Annotated in this window: 13 protein-coding genes; all 13 read left to right on the top strand. The window is 47.8% G+C overall.

Annotated elements, in window-relative coordinates; all coding sequences use genetic code 11:
* Positions 1–7 precede the first annotated feature (7 nt).
* The 13 genes from BP71_RS08145 (at position 8) to BP71_RS08085 (ending at position 19123) form a co-directional block, all read left to right on the top strand.
* Positions 8–1456 carry a RagB/SusD family nutrient uptake outer membrane protein gene (locus tag BP71_RS08145; protein ID WP_496378070.1) on the top strand — a complete coding sequence of 483 codons (1449 nt, stop codon included), beginning with the start codon at positions 8–10 and terminating at the stop codon, positions 1454–1456.
* Between the two features lie 43 nt (positions 1457–1499).
* Positions 1500–3041: an endo-1,4-beta-xylanase gene (locus BP71_RS08140; protein ID WP_496378069.1), complete on the top strand. Its 1542-nt coding sequence runs from the start codon at positions 1500–1502 to the stop codon at positions 3039–3041.
* A 206-nt stretch (positions 3042–3247) separates the two neighbouring features.
* Complete coding sequence (locus BP71_RS08135) at positions 3248–3988, top strand: LamG-like jellyroll fold domain-containing protein (protein WP_496378068.1); 741 nt, start codon at positions 3248–3250, stop codon at positions 3986–3988.
* Between the two features lie 29 nt (positions 3989–4017).
* Positions 4018–5262 carry an MFS transporter gene (locus tag BP71_RS08130; protein WP_496378067.1) on the top strand — a complete coding sequence of 415 codons (1245 nt, stop codon included), beginning with the start codon at positions 4018–4020 and terminating at the stop codon, positions 5260–5262.
* Positions 5259–6602, top strand: coding sequence for an endo-1,4-beta-xylanase (locus BP71_RS08125; RefSeq protein ID WP_496378066.1), 1344 nt, complete (start codon positions 5259–5261; stop codon positions 6600–6602). Before BP71_RS08130 ends, BP71_RS08125 begins: the two co-directional genes overlap by 4 nt.
* 2 nt (positions 6603–6604) lie before the next feature.
* On the top strand, positions 6605–7798 hold the full coding sequence (locus tag BP71_RS08120) for an enolase C-terminal domain-like protein (RefSeq protein ID WP_496378065.1): 1194 nt from the start codon (positions 6605–6607) through the stop codon (positions 7796–7798).
* Between the two features lie 24 nt (positions 7799–7822).
* The gene (locus BP71_RS08115; protein WP_496378064.1) at positions 7823–8638 is read left to right on the top strand and encodes an SDR family NAD(P)-dependent oxidoreductase; all 816 of its coding nucleotides are present in this window, start codon (positions 7823–7825) and stop codon (positions 8636–8638) included.
* A gap of 20 nt (positions 8639–8658) precedes the next feature.
* Positions 8659–11523 (top strand): glycoside hydrolase family 2 protein, encoded by a 2865-nt coding sequence (locus tag BP71_RS08110; RefSeq protein ID WP_496378063.1) that lies wholly within the window; start codon positions 8659–8661, stop codon positions 11521–11523.
* Positions 11524–11573: 50 nt separating this feature from the next.
* A complete protein-coding gene (locus BP71_RS08105) occupies positions 11574–12317 on the top strand; it encodes an RraA family protein (protein ID WP_496378062.1) in 744 nt (247 codons plus the stop codon).
* Between the two features lie 71 nt (positions 12318–12388).
* Positions 12389–12814, top strand: a complete 426-nt coding sequence (locus BP71_RS08100; protein ID WP_496378061.1) for a cupin domain-containing protein — start codon at positions 12389–12391, stop codon at positions 12812–12814.
* A 434-nt stretch (positions 12815–13248) separates the two neighbouring features.
* Positions 13249–14232 (top strand): sugar phosphate isomerase/epimerase family protein, encoded by a 984-nt coding sequence (locus BP71_RS08095; RefSeq protein WP_496378060.1) that lies wholly within the window; start codon positions 13249–13251, stop codon positions 14230–14232.
* Entirely contained in the window at positions 14229–15638 is a 1410-nt protein-coding gene (locus tag BP71_RS08090; protein ID WP_496378059.1) for an enolase C-terminal domain-like protein, read from the top strand. The genes BP71_RS08095 and BP71_RS08090 overlap by 4 nt, the downstream gene beginning before the upstream one ends.
* A 923-nt stretch (positions 15639–16561) precedes the next feature.
* A complete protein-coding gene (locus tag BP71_RS08085) occupies positions 16562–19123 on the top strand; it encodes a plastocyanin/azurin family copper-binding protein (protein ID WP_496378058.1) in 2562 nt (853 codons plus the stop codon).
* The last annotated feature ends 111 nt before the right edge of the window (positions 19124–19234 follow it).

Below are 19234 nucleotides of genomic sequence, written 5' to 3'. Positions count from 1 at the left end.
TATACACATGAGAAAATACATGTTTATTATTCTGCTCGGGTTCCTGACTTCCTGTGAAGACGTGTTACTGGAGAAACCGAAAGCAGTGGCCGTGGAAACTTTTTACAATACAGCTGGTGAAGTAGAAACGGCCGTGAATGCGATTTATGAACAACTTCGGGCTACGAACGGTATCAGCGGTACGTTGGCCGCTCAGCTTGAAGCGTATACGGATTACAGTTACGGTCGGGGGAGTTATCAGGTATTGAGTGATTTTCAGGGGCTCAACAGCACCAATATTCCACGGACCGATGACGGGTGGAGACTGTTTTATCTTAGTATCCGTAATGCCAACCTGGTGATTGCGAATGCACCGAAAGGAAAAAGTATCAGCGCTGTGGATATCGCCAAATACACGGCAGAGTCCAAGTTTTTGCGAGCGTACAATTACTTTTGGCTCGTAAGGAACTGGGGACCCGTACCGATGCGGACAGAGGCAACGCTGGATGAGCCGAACGTTCCGCGCAGCTCGGTGGATGAAGTGTACAAACTAATCCTTGCTGATCTGACGGAAGCTGAGGCCAACCTTCCCGAAACACAGACCCAAATTGGCCGGGCAACGAAATGGGCGGCAAAGGCTGTATTGGCAGAAGTTTATTTTACACAAAACAAATACAAAGAAGCCCGTGATAAGGCTGACGAGATCATTCAGTCGAAAAAATTCTCATTGGTCCCTGTAACTGTGGCAGCCGATTTCGATAAAGTTTTTGGCCCTACCATCGTGACTTCTCCCGAAGAAATATTTTATCTGAAAATGACCAGACAGAATAACCAGGGCATGTACCTGGCCATGTTTGCACATCATCCGGGCACAAAGCTGCACGGCGCCGGAGGGTTCTATGCGCATTACAGCGACACCCAGAGCAACCCGGTCCAAAAAGGCTGGAAGGATGCTGACCTGCGGAAAACCTTCAACTGGATCAAATATGATATTGGCCTGGGCCCCAACAGCATTTTGTGCAAGAAATTCTCAGATCCGCTGGCGCCAACACAGACTGCCGCAGGCAATGATTTTCCGATTTATCGCTATACGGATATCCTGCTCATGTTTGCAGAAGCGGATAACCGGGTGAACAACGGACCAACTGCCGCTGGTTTGGAAGCGTTGAACCAGGTGCACCGCCGCGCCTACGGGCTGCCGGCAACGGGCGCATCCGCCGTCGATTTTGCTCTGAGTGGCTACACTGTTGACACTTTTAACGATTTAGTGCTCAGTGAAAGAGGGTACGAAACGCAGTATGAAGGAAAACGCTGGCTAGACCTGAAAAGGCTGGGTACGCCAAAGCTGAAACAGATCATTAAGGCAGCCACGGGAAAAGATATAGCCGACAAACATCTTTTTTGGCCTATACCCGTCGGTGAACTCAATTTCAATACTGCTCTGGATCCTTCAAAAGATCAAAACCCGGGATATTGAAAAAGTTACCTATTCCTAACCTGAAACCAGCCATTTACCCAAAATGAAAAGAGTAAAACTATTTGTATTAGTCATTGGTGTGCTGGCAGCAGCGAGGCCGGTCGTCTCACAAAGGGAGCCGGAGAACGCATCCTGGAATTATGCTTCGGCCAAAAAGGTCATGACCGAGGGCTATTGGCAACGGTGGAATGCCGACGTGCAAAGTAAAATTGACAAGGATATTGATCTGTATCGAAAATCGGATGCATCACTGAATTTTACCGACGTTGCACCTGGAACGAAGGTCAGGATTGAACAGATATCGCATGATTTTATCTTCGGCGCCAATATATTTAATTACGACCAGTTGGGGACTGAAGAGCGAAACAGACGTTACAAGGAACTGTTTGGAACACTTTTCAATTCAGCTACGATTCCATTTTACTGGAAAAAATTCGAAATGGAACCGGGCCGTCCCAGGTTTAAGCAGGAGTATTGGGATACCGAGCAATTTTGGAACTCGGTCAAAAAGCCTAAGGAACAGCCGCATTGGCGTCGCCCTGCTCCGGATCCGATTGTTGAGTTTTGTATTAGCAGAGGCATTCGCCCATATGGGCATACCATCGCCTGGGGTATGCAAAAATGGCAGCATCCCGAATGGCTGTATGAGCAGTTTTGCCCAGAAATAGAAAAGGAAAAGCTGGCCAAATTCACAAAGGAGGAGCTGGGCAAACTTACAGCCAAGGAAATAGCGGCGCTGGCCCCCGAATATGTTTTGGCTGTGGGCAGGGCATTTGATAAAAGAGTGGAGGAACTGGCAACCTATTACGGGGATAAAGTACCAGGCTGGGACGTCGTCAATGAAAGCGCTGTTGATTTTCATGGAAATGCTGTTACGGGTGATGCCGTCACCAACAGTAAATATGGGAATCTGCTACCCGGCGATTATACCAACCGAACATTTCTGAAAGCCAATGAGGTTTTTCCTAAAAATGTTTCACTGAATATCAATGACTACGCCAATAATCAGAACTATGCCGACCAGGTAAAAGACCTGCTGGCAAAGGGCCGCCGGATCGATATTATGGGATCTCAGATGCACCTTTTTAAACCGCAGCAATGCTTGGATGTAGCAGCTGGAAAGGAGATAGAAACGCCTAAGATCGTCTGGAACAAAATGAAGATCATGAGCCAGGCCAAACTGCCGATTCATTTGAGCGAAATAACCATTACGGCTCCAGGCGACGATGATAAGGGCAGGAATATCCAGGCTGTGATCGCTTACAATTTATACCGGCTGTGGTTCAGCGTTGAAAGTATGATGGGAATTACCTGGTGGAATATTGTAGACGACTGCGGAGCTCCGGGAGAACCTACGACATCGGGCCTGTTCAGCAGGAACATGGAACCCAAGCCATCGTTCTTCGCGCTGCAAGAGCTGATCAACAAAGAATGGGTCACATCGCTTTCAACCCAAACAGACAAAAACAATAAAATCAGTTTTCGGGGATTTAAAGGTAAATACCGGGTAACCTGGAAGAATGAAGCCGGCGACTATAGAGAAGAGATTTTCTCCCTGAGCCAAAATGGTGACGGGTTTAAATAATACGGTAACTGTCCCAGCAAATTTCCCGGGGGCTTTCAGTAGAAACTCCGTTCAAAGCAAAGTTACTTTTTACGATCCCTGGATGATCAGGAAACGGTTTTGAAAAATGACCGCAAAATCATGTTGCCGGATTTCGGCCTTCGGGCAGATTTAGAATAAACATTAAAAATTGAATCAAAATTATTGATCACAAAATCGTAACCCAGGTGACTGATAAAATTCTAAAAACCGAAAATCTGGTGTGTCTCTGGGATTTTGAAGACGGTAGTCTGTACTCGAAAGGCAGATATAATTACCAGCTTCTGCCCGCCGGGCCGGGCACCATTGATGTAGAGAAGACCGGGCCGCTTTCCGGTCATTCGATCAGGTTGGCAGAGCAGCAATATTGCTATATACCCAGATCAGATTGTCCCGGATTGAATATTTACGGTAAAAACGCCCAGGTAACCGTTTTGGCATTAGTGAAAAGGGAACCCAAAATACTGATGCCTGACGAATGCGAAGCCGTTGTCGGCATGTGGCTTGAATCCGAAAAAAAGAGACAATACTGCCTTTTCCTGAATCTCTGGATACACGACAGCGCCAACCAGGTATGCGGCCATATATCCGGCGTGGGCGGGCCAACGGAAGGAGAGAAGTGGTGCATGGATGCTTCCATCGGAAAAACTCCGGTGTTCAGAAACGAATGGTCATGGGTCGGTTTTACCTACGATGGTCAGCTCGTGAAGTCGTATCTCAATAGGGAACTGGATCTGCGCGAAGGCCGCAATCCTTATCCATACACAAAAGGGATATTTGATGGTGGTGAAAACGGGGCCGATTTTACAGTCGGGGCCGTACACAGAATGGGTGAAATGGGGAATTTTTTTAAAGGGAATATCGGTGCCCTGGCTGTGTTTGACCGCGCTCTGGACGAATTGGAAATCAATAATCTATACTCGGTATGATCGAAAATGTGCCATCTAAAAAAATGGGAATGTCTGTAGAAATAGAACCCAACACGTTGCAACCTGAAAAAGGTTATAAGTGGGAATTACTCGCCTTGCTATGGCTGGCCTTTTTTCTCAACCAGGCCGACCGCCAGATTTTCAGTGTGGTGCTTCCGCTGATACGCGAGGACCTGGGCCTCAACGATGCCGAACTGGGGCTGATCGCATCAGCGCTGGTGTGGACGTACGGGCTGCTGGTGCCGGTAGCGGGCTTTTTTGGCGACCGCTTTTCAAGAAAAAAGATCATCGGTATCAGTCTGATCTTCTGGAGTATCGCCACTTTATCGACCGGATTTTGTACCACGCTCATTCAGTTTGTGCTTCTTCGCGGCATCGCGACGGGTGGCGGAGAGGCATTTTATGCGCCTTCGGCTAATGCGCTGATCAGCCAGCACCACAAAGAAACCCGGTCGTTTGCCTTGTCGCTGCACCAGTCCGCGGTGTACATTGGTATCATTCTCAGCGGGCTCATTGCAGGATACATTGGTGAAACCTATGGCTGGCAAAAGGCCTTCTTCGTGTTCGGTGCTTTTGGGGTCCTGGTGGGGATACTCGTTTTTATGCGGCTGAAAAATGACATACCGGCGGCGGGTCTGGAAAAACCTGAAATCCTGAAAACGGCCGCTGTTATTTTCAAAAAGCCTACGGCGATCCTGCTCACGGCCGGGTTCGCGTGCATGGTTTTCGTGAACGTCGGGTACCTTACCTGGATGCCGTCATTTATTGCTTCCAAATTCAATCTTTCACTCGCTGAGGCAGGTTTCAGCTCCCTTTTTTACCACCATGCCGGGGCGGTGATCGGTGTGCTGGTCGGCGGTAGGCTTGCCGATAGGCTTTCTTTGAAGGACAGAAAGGCGAGATTACTGCTGCAAGGCATTGCGCTTTTAATTGCTTCCCCGTTTATTTTCTGGATGGCCGCCGCAGAAACGCAGTTTGTCACTTATGCCGCGCTATTTCTTTTCGGTGTATTCCGCGGAGCCTACGACTCCAATATTTTCGCTTCATTGTATGAAGTGGTTTCTGTTCATACCCGTTCCTCGGCATCGGGCCTGATGCTGATGTGCGCTTTTCTGGCGGGGGCATTTTCACCTTATATGCTTGGCATACTTAAACCTACGCTCGGACTTTCCCTGGGGCTGTCCCTGCTTTCGATCGCATATGTAATCGGCGGCGCGCTCATTGTGGTCGCCGCACTTGTATTTTTTAAAAAGGATAAAATTGAATTTCAATGAAAAAAATCTTCGTTTTTCTTACGTTAAGCCTCATTACCACATGGGTGTCGGCCCAGAACCGGTATGATTCCTTATGGTCGGACCCGGCTGTAGAGCAGCGTATCCAGCAGGGAATTGAAACCAACCGCAAAGGCGACGCCAGTATTACGGTTGTTTCAAAAAAAGGGAAACTGCCCAAAAACACGAAAATTGAGATCACCCAACTGACGCATGAATTCCAGTTCGGTTCCAATATTTTTATGCTGAACGGCTATCAGAAGCCTGAGCAGAACAAGCGTTACGAGGAAGTTTTCAAGAGCCTTTTCAACACCGCCTGCGTACCTTTTTATTGGAAAACACTGGAACCCGAACCGGGCAATCTCAGATATGAAGCGTCGAGCAAGGAAATTTACCGCCGTCCGCCGCCTGACCCTGTACTTGAATTTTGCGAGCAAAACGGCATTACGCCCAAAGGGCACACGCTGGTTTGGGACAATGTAAAACATTCCACTCCCGACTGGCTGCCACGCGATACTGCCGTGATCCAGCAAAAAATCAATGATCGCATCAAGCAATTGGGCGAACGGTACGGTGAGCGGGTTAAAACCTGGGATGTGGTCAACGAGCTGCTTTCTTATCATAGTAATGCTATTCAAATGCCTGACAATTATGGGTTTAAAGCGTTTCAGCAATTTTCCAATAGTTTCCCGAAAACGACCCGCGGTTTTATCAATGAAACCACGAGCATCTGGTCGAACTATCACCGAGAATACAGCCCGTACAATGTGCTGATTGAAAACATGCAACTGAAAGGGGCTAAAATTGACGGGATAGGTCTGCAGTTCCACTTTTTCAGCGAGACGCTCCATCACGATGTGGTAGCTGGCAAAAGCATCACGCCGAAGACAGTTTTTGATGTACTCGACCTGTACGGAAAATACAATGTACCTGTTCACATCTCGGAAATCACGATCCCAACTTTGCCTTACAACGAAACCGGACTGCAAAACCAGGCGAAAATGACACGTAATTTTTACCGCGCCTGGTTCAGTCATCAGGCTGTTGAAGCCATCATCTGGTGGAACGTATCAGACGGAACGGCCGTAGCCGGGGAGGATAAATGGCGCGGCGGATTTCTGAATGAAGACATGAGCGCGAAACCTTCCTATTATGCTTTAAATGATTTGATTAATAAAGAGTGGAAAACATCTGTCAGTCAGAATGTTGAAAGCAATAATCCTGTTATTTTCCGTGGGTTTTACGGCGATTATTCCGTAAAAATCACGGTTGGAAAACAAATTGTCGAAAAGAAATTTTCCGTTAAAAAAGACCAGAAAAACATCCTGTCCATAGATATCTGAATATGAAAATTGTTGACCTCAGGACGCGTTGCGTCGCCATTCCCCTGAATGCCCAGTTAAGACATAACACCGGTGTGCATCCCGGCTATTTTTTACGGACGATTCTCGAAGTAGTAACCGATGAAGGCATTGTCGGCCTGGGTGAAGTAGGCGGCGGTGACCAGCGTGGCGCATTGCAAAAACTCAAACCGAGAATCATCGGACTGGACCCTTTTCAGCTCGAAATCATGAAGCTGAAAGTGCTGCGCAGTATTTATTACATGTCCAATGCCCGGCTGTATGCAGCCCTTGAAATGGCGTGCCTGGACATTCAGGGAAAGGTTTTGAACAGGCCGATGAGCGATCTGCTCGGTGGCCGCGTTCGTGACGAAGTACCTTTTATTGCCTATTTGTTCTGGCGCTACGACCGCTCCGGCGATGGCAAACATGACGAAACAGCCGAAGATCTGGCCGATTACTGTGTGGAGCTGCACGAAACCCTGGGCGTGAATGCCATGAAACTCAAAGCGGGCGTAATGTCACCGCAGGAGGAAGTGCGGGTGCTGGAACTGTGCCGTCAGAAGCTGGGCGATGATTTTGGTCTTCGCATTGATCCCAACGGTGTATGGTCCGTACCGACTGCCGTGCAGATGGGAAAGCGGATGGAAGATTTGAACATCGAGTATTTTGAAGATCCGTCCTGGGGTTTGCAGGGAAATGCCTCCGTTCGCCAGCAGGTCCGCATTCCGATCGCTACCAATATGTACCCCGCACGTTTCGATGACCTGGCGCCCGCGATCCGGCTGGGCGCGGTGGACATTGTGCTTACTGATATCCACTATTGGGAAGGGCCACGCGGCGTGAAAGACCTTGTAGCAGTCTGCAATACTTTCAATATGGGCATTGCCATGCATAGCGGGGCGGAATTCGGGATCGAGCTTGCGGCGATGATCCATACCGCGGCAACAATCCCAACCATGACTTTCGCAGGCGACGCCCACTACCACTATCTGACCGACGACATCATTCAGGGAGGCAAAATGGAGTATGAAAACGGAAACATCAAGGTACCGACGGGGCCGGGGCTGGGTGTGAGTCTGGATGAGGACAAGATGAAATTTTACGAAAAATATTATGAGGAAAAAGGAGACTACTATGCCCGTTTCCACCAGGACCCCTACCGGCCAGACTGGTATCCAAAAGTAGGAGGTATTTAACATCATGGTCATAATCAACAGTATATGAATAGATTGGCAGGTAAAAAGGCATTGGTAACAGGCGCGAACCGGGGAATAGGGCGGGCAGTGGTGCTGCAACTTGCAGATGAGGGATGCGAGGTCGGTATTCATTACCAGAATATCAGGGAAGAGGCAGGAGAACTTGCCGCACTGGTACGGTCGCGCAATGGTACAGCCCATATTTTTCAGGCGGATATTGCGGATCTGGAACAAGTAAAAAAGCTTGCAGAAGAGGCCTGGGAAAAGATGTCCGGAGTTGATTTTCTGGTCAATAACGCGGGTTTGTCCTACAAAAAGCTCTTTCTGGATACGACCGAAGAAGACGTCGATCTTTTTATGACTACCAATTTCCGAGGGACGTTTTTTCTTACCCAGGCGATCGCCCGGAGTATGGTGCAAAATAGGGTAGAGGGGGCAATTTACACGATTACCTCCGTGAACGGAATTCGTCCGGGAATTGGGCAGAGCGCCTATGGAGCCTCCAAAAGTGCCCTCGAAACACTGATGAAAGGTGTTGCACTGGAACTTGCGCCGCATAATATCAAAATAAATACCATTGCAGCTGGGGCCATCGAAACCGATATGACCCGGGAAGCCCGGGAAGATCCGGCTGCATTCAGGGAAATCAATGAAGGCATTGCTATGGGCCGGTTCGGGCTGGCCGATGAGGTAGCTGCTGTGCTGGTCAATCTGCTGGTTTCAGGGAGTTATCTCACCGGCGAATCTATTACCGTGGACGGCGGTCTTTTGCTAATGCGCGGTTATGGAAAGCCCAGACCCCACAATGATACTACTAACCAGGACAGTGGAGGGAAATGAACCATTTATAATCATAAGGCATGAAAATATTCACATACCTCATTATATCATTACTTTCAATAACGGCGGCGGTAAGAAGCCAGCCGGTAGAGAAAAATCTATGGCAACCGTATCGGGTCACAGAACGGAGCGGCGCGCAGCACGTGGAATTATCCGGCGAAGGCTGGACGCTTGGCCATGCGGATAAGCCAATCAAAAAGAGTTCCGAATTATCCGGATTGAAGGACGTTTTCAAAACCAGCATTCCCAATTCGGTTCACTGGTCGTACTTCAAGGCGGGGAAGTTGCCTCATCCCTATTACAATAAAAATTCAGAAAAGTACTGGTGGCTCGACGAGAAAGTATGGTACTACCGCCGTTCGTTCAAAATGCCCGAAAAGGACGCGGATAGCTACGTATTTCTCTGTTTCGAGGGAGTCGATTATTTTTCAAAAGTATGGGTGAACGATTCGCTCGTGGGTGTTCATGAAGGGATGTTCGGAGGGCCGACGATAGAGATCAGCCGCTTTCTGAAAGCAGAGAATGAAATTGTGGTTGAAGTACGGGCCGGGAACTGGGAAAACAAAGTGACTAAACTGGAAGATCTGCCGCGGTTCGCTTCCGGGGAATTTGATTATTCCAAACGCAAGGGTTACAATCCCAGGGTAAGTGGTAAGATCATTAAACCGTGGGTAATTTCAGGCGGATCGGGTGGGGAAGCCTTTTTCAGCGTAGGAATGTGGCAGGGAGTGAGGCTGGAGATTGTTCCGAAAGTACACCTGGAACGTCCATTTCTGACTACCGTAAAATCTTCAGATAAGCAGGCTGAGCTCCATTTGTCGCTCGAACTTCTTGCCAGTGAAGCTTCTACCAATTTGAAGCTGCACCCCTGGAACAACACCCAGCTAGACCACCCTGACAATTTCGGGCAAAAATTCGAGGCGCAAAACGGAAATTACGCGGTACAGTTGGAGCTTTTGTCTGACGGTAAACCGGTAAGTAAACAAAGCTGGAAAATGGAGCTCACCAAAGGAAGGAACTGGCTGGAAAAGGATATTACTATCGCCAACCCAAAGCTTTGGAACCCCACCGGCCTCGGTAAAGCGGATATGTATGATGTCAGGATCACATTGATGCAGGATAATAAGGTTTTGGATAACATCAGTTTTAAACACGGCATCCGTACCATCGCATTCCTGCCGACTGCCGGGCCCCGTACCCGCGACAGGTGGGACAACTGGCAGTTTGTGATCAATGGCAAAAAGGTTTTTGTAAAAGGCATGAATTTCACGCCCCAGGATATTTTGCTGGATCTGCCCTACGAACGATACCAGTGGACTTTGGAAGCCGCCAAAAGAATGGGTGTTCAGCTGATCAGGATATGGGGCGGAGGCCTGCTGGAAACAAAACATTTCTATGATATCTGCGACGAGCTGGGGATTATGGTCTGGCAGGATTTTCCGATCGGAAACCAGGATACGCCCGATTATCCGCAGGATGTGTGGGAGGCGCAGGTAGTTCAGAATATAATAAGGCTGAGAAACCACCCTTCCCTGGCGGTCTGGTGCGGTGGCAATGAGTTCAACGCGTATTCGTCCGGCAATGCCACTTCCATTGGTATCCTGGAACGCAATTTGAAAATTTTCGATCCCGCAAGACCATTCAAACGGACCACGCCCGACCACGGCGCCATACACGTTTACCCGGATATGGACCCGGTCTGGTACAATCGCAGCTATGCAAAAGCTCCGTGGATTTCCGAAACCGGCATGCATTCACTCCCCGAAGCAAGCGTTTTTTATGAAACGGTGGACAATAAGGAGTTTGTAGGATTGGGCAAAATGTGGGAGAAAACTTTTGAAAAAGACCATCCGGAATTTATCCATCATTTTACGGAGTATGGCCCTGGCCGTGTACCGCGTATGCTGAGCCGCGCCTCTCATATCATTGATGTTGCAGATCCAACCATCGATGAAATCTCGGAGGCATCGCAAGTAGGCGCAGGGGAATTTTACCAAGTATTTTCGGAGAAGGTGCAGGGAAACTATCCGGTGACTACGGGTTTGATGCCCTGGGTTTTCAAACGGCACTGGCCCGTGATCGCGATCCAGCTGATCGACTGGTTCGGTAACGCAGGGGCTCCTTATTATTTCCTGAAACGAACTTATGAGCCGACGCATGTTGCCGTAGATATTCCACGGTTATTGTGGAAATCGGGGGAGCAAATGGATCTGCCAGTCAAAGTTACGCATGCATCGCCAGGGGCGATCAATGGCGTGAAATTGTTTGTCAGTGTAATGGATGATGGATTTAAAATCCTTTGGAAAAATGAAAAAACCTTACAGATCCAGGGCGGAACTTCGGTAACTAGCAGCGCCACGGGCAAATTCACAATTCCTGCTGAGTACAACGACCGTTTTTTACTGGTGCTCGCAGAGTTGAAGGATCCGGCTGGTAAGCCGATCTCCCGCTCCGTTTATTTTCCAAGAGTACTTTCCAAAATGCGTGACGAGGCCTTTTTTAAGGAATATACTTCAACACCGATTCCCTGGATTGCGCTAGACAAAGGCCCCTGGCTCAAACCTGCGATGGCGAAATCGCCGCAAACGACGCTGACCATCGTCGTGAACAGCCAGGAGAAGATCGGCAAAGACCGCAGCCGGATTAAGGTGACCGTCAAAAACACCGGAGCTTCGCCCGCATTTATGACAAAAATGGATATTTCGGGAGTGAAAAGGGCGATTGTCGCGGATGATAATTACTTCTGGCTGGCGGCAGGAGAGACGAGACAGATCGTGCTGGATGTACTCTGGCGGGAACCGGAAGCAGCCGGACAACCAACGCTGACTGTAAAATCCTGGAACTCTCCGCTCGCAACTTCAACGCTGGATACACCCAAAAACTAGAACCAAAACACCAATTAAAATAAAAAATTCAACGCTTAAAATCGAAAACCATGAGTGTAGACCAGTATAAAAAAGAAGTAGGGATGATGAACCTTGAGAACCTGATCGAATTCAGGGAAGGCCGTTCAACGGAGCCTTTTCCGATCCCCGATAAAGAATTACTTGAGCGTTTCGAGAAACTGTACACCGGGGCCGTAAACGACGTGATGCGGGAATTTTGCCTGCTGAATCAGGCGCTTCCCGGGCATATTGTGCCGCTCAGGGAATACCGCACCGTGGCCGGGTTTGCCTTTACGGTCAAAAGTGCGCCGAATGCCATGATCAGGGGAGAAATGGAGTTCCGGGTGCAAATGCTGGACGAAATGCACGAAGATTCTTTTGTGATCTGGGACACGACCAGTGATGAGAAGGCTACATTGTGGGGCGGTGTAATGACTGCGACAGCGAAGGGTAAAAAAGTAAAAGCGGCTTGCATCGACGGCGGCATCCGGGACACGCACCAGATTCTGGAAGCGGATTTTCCGGTGTTTTATAAATACCGGATTTCCAACGGAAGTCTGGGCCGCTGCCTGATCACGCACTACCAGGTGACGGTTCAGATCGGGGATGCGACCGTCAAACCGGGAGATATCGTTCTGGGAGACATTGATGGTGTACTGATTGTGCCAAGGGCCGTGGCTTATGACGTTCTTCTGCGGGCGGAAGAAATTATCGAAAACGAAAAGGTGATTTTTGGCTGGGTGAAAGAAGGGCAGTCTATTCAGGATATCACAGAAAAGGGGGGGTATTTTTAAGGAAAATTATGGCTCGCGCAGTTGTAGCCCATGCTTTTTATTTCAGGTAAAATCATCAAAAATAAAGTTCTATGAAATCCTCAATCGTCAAGCTAGCGTTTGCAATGATTTTTTTTTCACTGCATCAATTGTATGCGCAAACCCAGTCGGTCGTTTCAACTGTAAAAGGCAAACAATTCATCATTGATTCCCAAATTCCCTGGCAAGCTATTGACGACGTCACAAAAAGGAAAATCATGTCTTATGATTCAACCATGATGATGGTCAAGGTTATTTTCGAGAAAGGAGGGGTCGGCAAACCGCACAAGCACTTTCACACGCAAATGAGCTATGTTGAAAGCGGGGTTTTTGAAGTTACGATTGGTGGCAAGACACAAACGCTCGGCAAAGGAGACGGCTTTTACGTCCCCTCGAATGTGGTACATGGTGCTGTTTGCAAGCAGGCCGGTGTGCTTATCGATATCTTCGCCCCAATGCGTGAAGATTTTGTCAAATAGACGCTCAAGTTCTTACCTTGTTTTTCGTGAATTTGGTAGTTAGTTCCGTGCAAGACTATAGATCTGGTCGACGGCGCCCGCGCTGGCTGGCTTGAGTTTACCATCGGATATAAGCCGGTCGGGCGCTGTCGTCCCCGTTTTCGATCAGTAGGAGATGATGCTCGGGCAAAGAGTGGAACTTGCTTTTGAAGATCGCCGCATGTAGGACGCTAGGTGCTCGACAACAGCACCAAAGCATATTCGCCTGCTTTGGGTGTCAGTATTCTTTACAAAATGCATCCGTCAATCCATGTCACTGCAAAGGTATCAACTATAACTTCAAAGGAAGTTGAAAAAGATCCTGGCTGGATAAGACCTATTTTTTTCAATTACGCGCACGGAAATGGTTAGGAATATCCTGCTTTTACAAAATCCATTCTATTAAGATCTTTCAGATGAGTAAGGCTACAGACAACAATTTTAACAGCGTGTCCCGACGCCAGTTCGTCGGGAACATGGTTGCAGTGTCAGGGCTGCCATTAACCGGCCTGACCAATGCCCTTAGTGCAGGTCACGCACCCAATCCCGAACCAATGATCTGTATTTTTTCCAAACACCTGCAATGGCTGTCGATACCGGAGTTGGCCGTTACCGTGAGAGATCTGGGTTTTCAGGGTGTGGACCTTACGGTGCGGAAAGGCGGCCATGTTGAGCCCGCCCAGGTGACAACCGAACTGCCTAAAACGGTGGAGTTGCTCAAAAACGCGGGCCTGCAGGTCCCGATGATGGTCACCGATATCGTCGACCCTGAACACCCCGACACCGAAAGTCTGCTTAAAACTGCCGGGCAGCTGGGGATCGGATATTACCGTATGGGCTACCTGAAATACGACCCCAAAATCAGTGTGGCAAAAAACCTGGATATCCATAAAGTCAAAATCCGGAAGCTGGCCGAACTGAACCAGAAATATAATATACATGGGGCCTATCAAAACCATGCAGGAACAAACGTGGGTGCGGCCGTGTGGGACCTTTGGGAACTGCTCAAAGATTTGGATCCACAGTGGATGGGCTGCCAGTATGATATCAAGCATGCAACAGCCGAAGGCGGGATGTCCTGGGTGAATGGGCTGGATATATTGCAAAAACACATCCGCTGCATGGATATCAAAGATTTTATTTGGGAAAAGAATAATGGTAAATGGCAGATTGCGATTGTGCCGCTCGGAGAAGGTATGGTGGATTTCAAAACCTATTTGAATCTTCTGAGAAAACACGGCATTTCCGGCCCATTTTCACTTCACTTGGAATATCCACTCGGAGGTGCCGATAAAGGGGCCAAACAACTCTCCATTGCCCCAAAAGAGGTTTTAGTCGCAATGACGCGTGATTTACAAACCTTAAAGAAACTGATCAAAGAAAACTACTCCGCTGGATGAAAGCCATAGAGTCAATGTTTCAAAATAACCTTTCAAGAAGAGAGTTCATTCGCAATTCAGGGGCAATAACCGGTCTGGGCCTCATTGGGGACAGATATTCAGTAGATGAGGAACCACCCCGACAAAAGCTTATAAAAGTCGTAAAAACCTGTTCCAACTTCGAAAGGGAGCCGCTGATCCGGCCATTTGGTTTCAAAGGAGGTTATATGACCGAAATGTGGCAATCGGCTTCGCGTCTGGAATCCGAATCGGGCAAAAGCGAGATCGGAATCTGTACACAGAATGTGTTATATGCCGATGCAGATGTATTCGCCGCATACTCCGAAGCCGGCGGGAACGCATTAATGTATGCGCTCACCGAAAAGGCTCTGCAGATCGTCAAAAGTACACCTTTCCGGGATCCCGTGGATCTTATTGAAAAGATCTTGCCAGAAGTTTACATTGAGGGCCAGAAACTGACCGGCAAGCGCGAGCTTAGCAAAATATTTGCCTTGAATGCACTCATAAGTGCCGACAATGCAGCTTGGCTACTCTACGCAGCTGAAAATAACGTCACGAATTTTGACGCGATGGTCCCTGAGCCTTACAAGAAGGCATTGTCATACCACAATAAAAAGATCGCCATCATTTATCTGGCTTCTTACAATCTGCCGATTGCTGAGCTCAAAAAAGCTGTTCAGCAGGGTTATTTTGTGATAAAAATAAAAATAGGCCAGCCAGGAACCCAGGAAGAAATGCTTCAGAAAGATATGGCCCGCCTGACCGAAGTGCACGAAGCCATTAAGAACGCCCGCACCTCGCAAACCAAAACGGGAAAGCTGTTTTACTCGCTCGATGCCAATGCGCGCTATGAAAAAAAGGCCACGTTCATCAGGTTGCTGGATCATGCGAGGAAGATCGGAGCGGCCGGGCAGATATTGTTTGTGGAGGAACCGCTGCAGGAAGTGAATGAAGAAAATGTAGCCGATATCGGAATAAGGATTGCCGCAGATGAAAGCGCGCACGACGAGGCCGGAGCGTTGAGGCGCCTGCAACAAGGATATAGTGCACTGGCTCTGAAAGGAATAGCCAAAACACTGAGCTTATCGATGAAAATGGCTAAACTGGCCCATGACCGAGGCATTCCATGTCTTTGTGCAGATCTGACGGTCAATCCAATCCTGGTCAACTGGCATAAAAACCTGGCAGCCCGTATCGCTCCGTTCCCAGAACTTGATATGGGAATTATGGAAACCAATGGGGACCTCAATTATTTGAACTGGCAGAAGATGCTCACTTATACTTCCTATCGGCAGTCATCCTGGGCAAGTGTTAAAAATGGGGCCTTCGATCTCGATTCGAATTTTTACGACAAGAGCGGAGGTATTTTTGAAACACCTGGCCATTATCAGAAGATGCTCAAATAAGGGATTATTGCAAGGGCATACCTCAATTTTAAATCTATTATCTAATATGAATATTCCTGGCTTCAAGATAATAGATGTCCTTTTACCATTATTTTGATTTCCGGTTGTCTGGTCTTAAAGAAGAGAAGGCCAACGGATTTGTGAGATATTGGGGTTATCACAGGATTGCTAAAACATTCGGCGAGTTCGATGGGGTAGACGTTGTATCGGATAACTCCAGCTCAAATGCCGGATGAGAATTGTCTATACAAAAATGCATTCACGTACTATTTAAGTAGGTTGAAGCCAGCCAAACTTCCGATCTTATCAAACAAGAGGCAGTACGGTCACTTCAACAATTCAAGGGAGAAGAAATAGCAGCCAAGATGATTGGACTGTACCTAAAAATTGGACTATAACAAAGATCTGCAATCTTATGCTATTACTTTATTGGTTGGTTGACGGTCTGGGAGCGTCAATTGTTTAAATTCCATTGAATGAGGAAAAGGGATAAATAGGAAAGGCTTAAGTTGGCAAATGCTGCCAGGGCTTAATTGAGGGTCTGCAAATAACAAGCAGGTAGATGACTTGTGGCCGCAAAGCAAATGGTAATCTCGGCGGAAAAAACAGAACGAATAAGGGCTATATCTGCGATTTTGCAAAAGGGAAAGGGGAAGAGAACTTTTCATGAATACCTGCGGAGAACTACAAAAGACGGTAGGTTTTTAATTGGTAAAATAGTTGACAGAAGCGGATCTACTATAACATTCAGACCTATGGGAGGGAGGGCATGACTTTGTCCCAGAAGTAGATTGTGAAAATGGTTGCTCAAAAGACTTCCACAATGCCGGAACGCTTGCTTGACGATATGACAGATACACAATTCCCCGTCTGTTTCCCTACATAACCAGGTTGAGTAGCCTAAATCAAGGAGAAGTCGGCAAATGCCGTATGTAGTTAAAAATGTATTCAACTGTGTAGTTCTTAAATCACTGTTTAATTCTATTAAGCTAATGCGTTATAAATTCTGTTATATTTTATTGTTTTTTGTAGCCCCGTTTTTTAGTAAGATATCATATGGAGGGGTCGAAACGACGGAAGTGGTGATTAAAGCCATGGAAGGGCTGCAATTTGACGTTAAAAAGTTTAGCGTACGACCCGGCTCCAAGGTTAGGATCACTTTTGTCAATTCGGATGACATGAGCCATAATCTGGTGATCACCAGACCTGGTGCACGGGAAGAAGTAGTGGCTGCTGCACTCAATCTGGGCGATAATGGAATGAAAATGAATTTTATTCCATTATCGCCCAAAGTGCTTTGGTCGATACCGATACTTTCACCCGAGGATACAAGAGTCCTGAGTTTTGTTGCACCGAAAGAACCCGGAGTTTATCCCTATGTATGTACTTATCCCGGACATGGTTATATGATGTTCGGAGAAATGCAGGTTATAGATCAGGAAATATCCGTGGCTGCCAACATGATTCCTGATAAGAAGGATGCGGAGGGTTCAGGACAGGAATTCCTTCATACAAAAGGCCCGGAGCATCCATTCAATGAGACCATTCCATCTGTAAGCCGTGTATTTATTGAAGGAGCAGGGCCCGCCGCGATCGCCGTGCATTTGGCAAAAGGCCTTTCCTACTGCTGGGATGCAGGCAATTGCCAGCTGAGGTTCGCCTGGCAGGGCGACTTTCTGGACTATTCGGATTTCTGGAAAGGCCATAAAGATGCTTATGTTAAAATTCTGGGCGACATATTTTACCGGAATACGACCAAATCTTCCCTTCATATAGGTGGCCCGGATCGAATTCCTGTGTCCAAGTTCAAAGGGTATAGGCTGATCAACCGCTACCCGGAATTTCACTATTTCCTGGACGGGACAGCGGTTTTTGAGACCCTGCATCCAACTGAAAGCGGAGAAGGGATCATCAGGACTTTCCGCTTTCCTGACAGCAGCAAAGACATTTGGTTTGATTTTGGTTCTCATGGCGACGTGGTCTTTACCACAAGCGACGGAAAAGTCTTGAAAGATAGAGTGAAATTATCCCTGGATCGGGAACGGAAGTTCACCGTGGTCATGACAAAAAAGGATGCGTCGGAGGCATCCTACCGTCTGGAAAACATCCCTACACCCCCTGGCCTGGCCGCTGAAACCGGTGCCATTGCATTTTTGCCCGACGGGCGGCTGGTGGCCTGCTTTCTGAGAGGAGAAGTGATGATATACACTCCGCAAACCAAGAAATGGAAACTGTTTGCAGAGGGATTGCAGGAGCCGCTGGGAATTTTGGTAGTAAGTCAATCCGAATTCCTTGTGATGCACCGGCCGGAGTTAACCCGGATAAAAGATACAAATGGGGATGGGCAGGCTGATCTTTACGAAACGGTTTCGGATGGGTTCGGGATTTCGGGTAACTATCATGAATACAATTACGGTCCGCTGAAAGATGCAGAGGGCAATTTGGTGCTCGCTTTCAATACAGCGTCGCAAAGGGGATGGGTAATGAAGGAGGCCAGGGGCGCCGTAGATACGCTGGGTATTAATCGCGCCGGACAGATGTTTTCGCCGGTCCCATATCGTGGCTGGATCATGAAGCTTACCCCAGAGGGGCAACTGCTTCCTTACGCAAGTGGTTTACGTTCACCCAATGGAATGGCCTTTGATGGGAAGGAGAATCTTTTTTCAACTGATAACCAAGGAGATTGGGTAGGGACATCGCCGCTGTACCATATAAAAAAGGACCACTTTTACGGGCATCCCGCAAGCTTGGTATGGACTAAGGGCTGGAATAGGGGCGATCCTTTTTCCCTTCCGTTGCCGGCATTGGATTCGATCCGGACAAAAGCCAGCGTACTTTTCCCCCATAACATCATGGCCAACTCGATCACCCAGCCGCAATTTGATATTACAAATGGTAAGTTTGGCCCATTCCAGGGCCAGCTGTTTGTAGGCGAAATGAATCGAAGCAGAATTTTGCGGGTAATGCTTGAAGAAGTGAACGGAGAATTACAGGGAGCATGCATTCCTTTTATTGATTCGAGTGGCCTTAGGAAAGGCAATAACAGACTGGCATTTGCACCTGACGGAAGCCTTTGGGTAGGCCAGGCAGAACATGCCTGGGCCGGTGCAACAGGGATCCAAAAGATCACATTTACTGGAAAGCAGCCCGCTGATGTTCAGATGATGAGCCTTACAAAGGATGGGTTTGACATAACTTTTACCCAGCCCATGGACGAAGCAAGCCTTTCGAAAATGGAAAACTACCGGTTGAGACATTACTATTATGAATACCACAACAAGTATGGGTCCGATCAGTTTGATGTTCAATCCATACCTGTCGCCAAGGTGAAAATTTCGCCAGACAAAAAGAAAGTCTCACTGACCCTGGGATCGCTGAAACCCGGACGCATTTATGAGCTGAGGATGAATCATTTATTGACCCATAATGGCAAGCCGCTCGCAAACAACATTATTTGCTATACATTGAACCAACTGAAAAAATAGCTTCGATTATCAATAAACTTTTCTCTGCCGGTAGCCTCATTTTTGGCGTAAAATGTATAATTTATTTTCAACATGACGATTTACTATTCATGATAGAGGCTTATCTTTCTG

The organism is Dyadobacter ginsengisoli DSM 21015, from assembly GCF_059568735.1.
The sequence above is the reverse complement of the archived record's forward strand: the minus strand, read 5'-3'. Positions and strand labels throughout refer to the sequence as shown.

Excerpts from the sequence above, each read along its gene's own strand:
- BP71_RS08145 (WP_496378070.1), top strand. The coding sequence starts at position 8 with ATGAGAAAATACATGTTTATTATTCTGCTCGGGTTCCTGACTTCCTGT.
- BP71_RS08140 (WP_496378069.1), top strand. The coding sequence starts at position 1,500 with ATGAAAAGAGTAAAACTATTTGTATTAGTCATTGGTGTGCTGGCAGCA.
- BP71_RS08130 (WP_496378067.1), top strand. The coding sequence starts at position 4,018 with ATGTCTGTAGAAATAGAACCCAACACGTTGCAACCTGAAAAAGGTTAT.
- BP71_RS08125 (WP_496378066.1), top strand. The coding sequence starts at position 5,259 with ATGAAAAAAATCTTCGTTTTTCTTACGTTAAGCCTCATTACCACATGG.
- BP71_RS08120 (WP_496378065.1), top strand. The coding sequence starts at position 6,605 with ATGAAAATTGTTGACCTCAGGACGCGTTGCGTCGCCATTCCCCTGAAT.
- BP71_RS08115 (WP_496378064.1), top strand. The coding sequence starts at position 7,823 with ATGAATAGATTGGCAGGTAAAAAGGCATTGGTAACAGGCGCGAACCGG.
- BP71_RS08110 (WP_496378063.1), top strand. The coding sequence starts at position 8,659 with ATGAAAATATTCACATACCTCATTATATCATTACTTTCAATAACGGCG.
- BP71_RS08105 (WP_496378062.1), top strand. The coding sequence starts at position 11,574 with ATGAGTGTAGACCAGTATAAAAAAGAAGTAGGGATGATGAACCTTGAG.
- BP71_RS08100 (WP_496378061.1), top strand. The coding sequence starts at position 12,389 with ATGAAATCCTCAATCGTCAAGCTAGCGTTTGCAATGATTTTTTTTTCA.
- BP71_RS08095 (WP_496378060.1), top strand. The coding sequence starts at position 13,249 with ATGAGTAAGGCTACAGACAACAATTTTAACAGCGTGTCCCGACGCCAG.
- BP71_RS08090 (WP_496378059.1), top strand. The coding sequence starts at position 14,229 with ATGAAAGCCATAGAGTCAATGTTTCAAAATAACCTTTCAAGAAGAGAG.
- BP71_RS08085 (WP_496378058.1), top strand. The coding sequence starts at position 16,562 with ATGCCGTATGTAGTTAAAAATGTATTCAACTGTGTAGTTCTTAAATCA.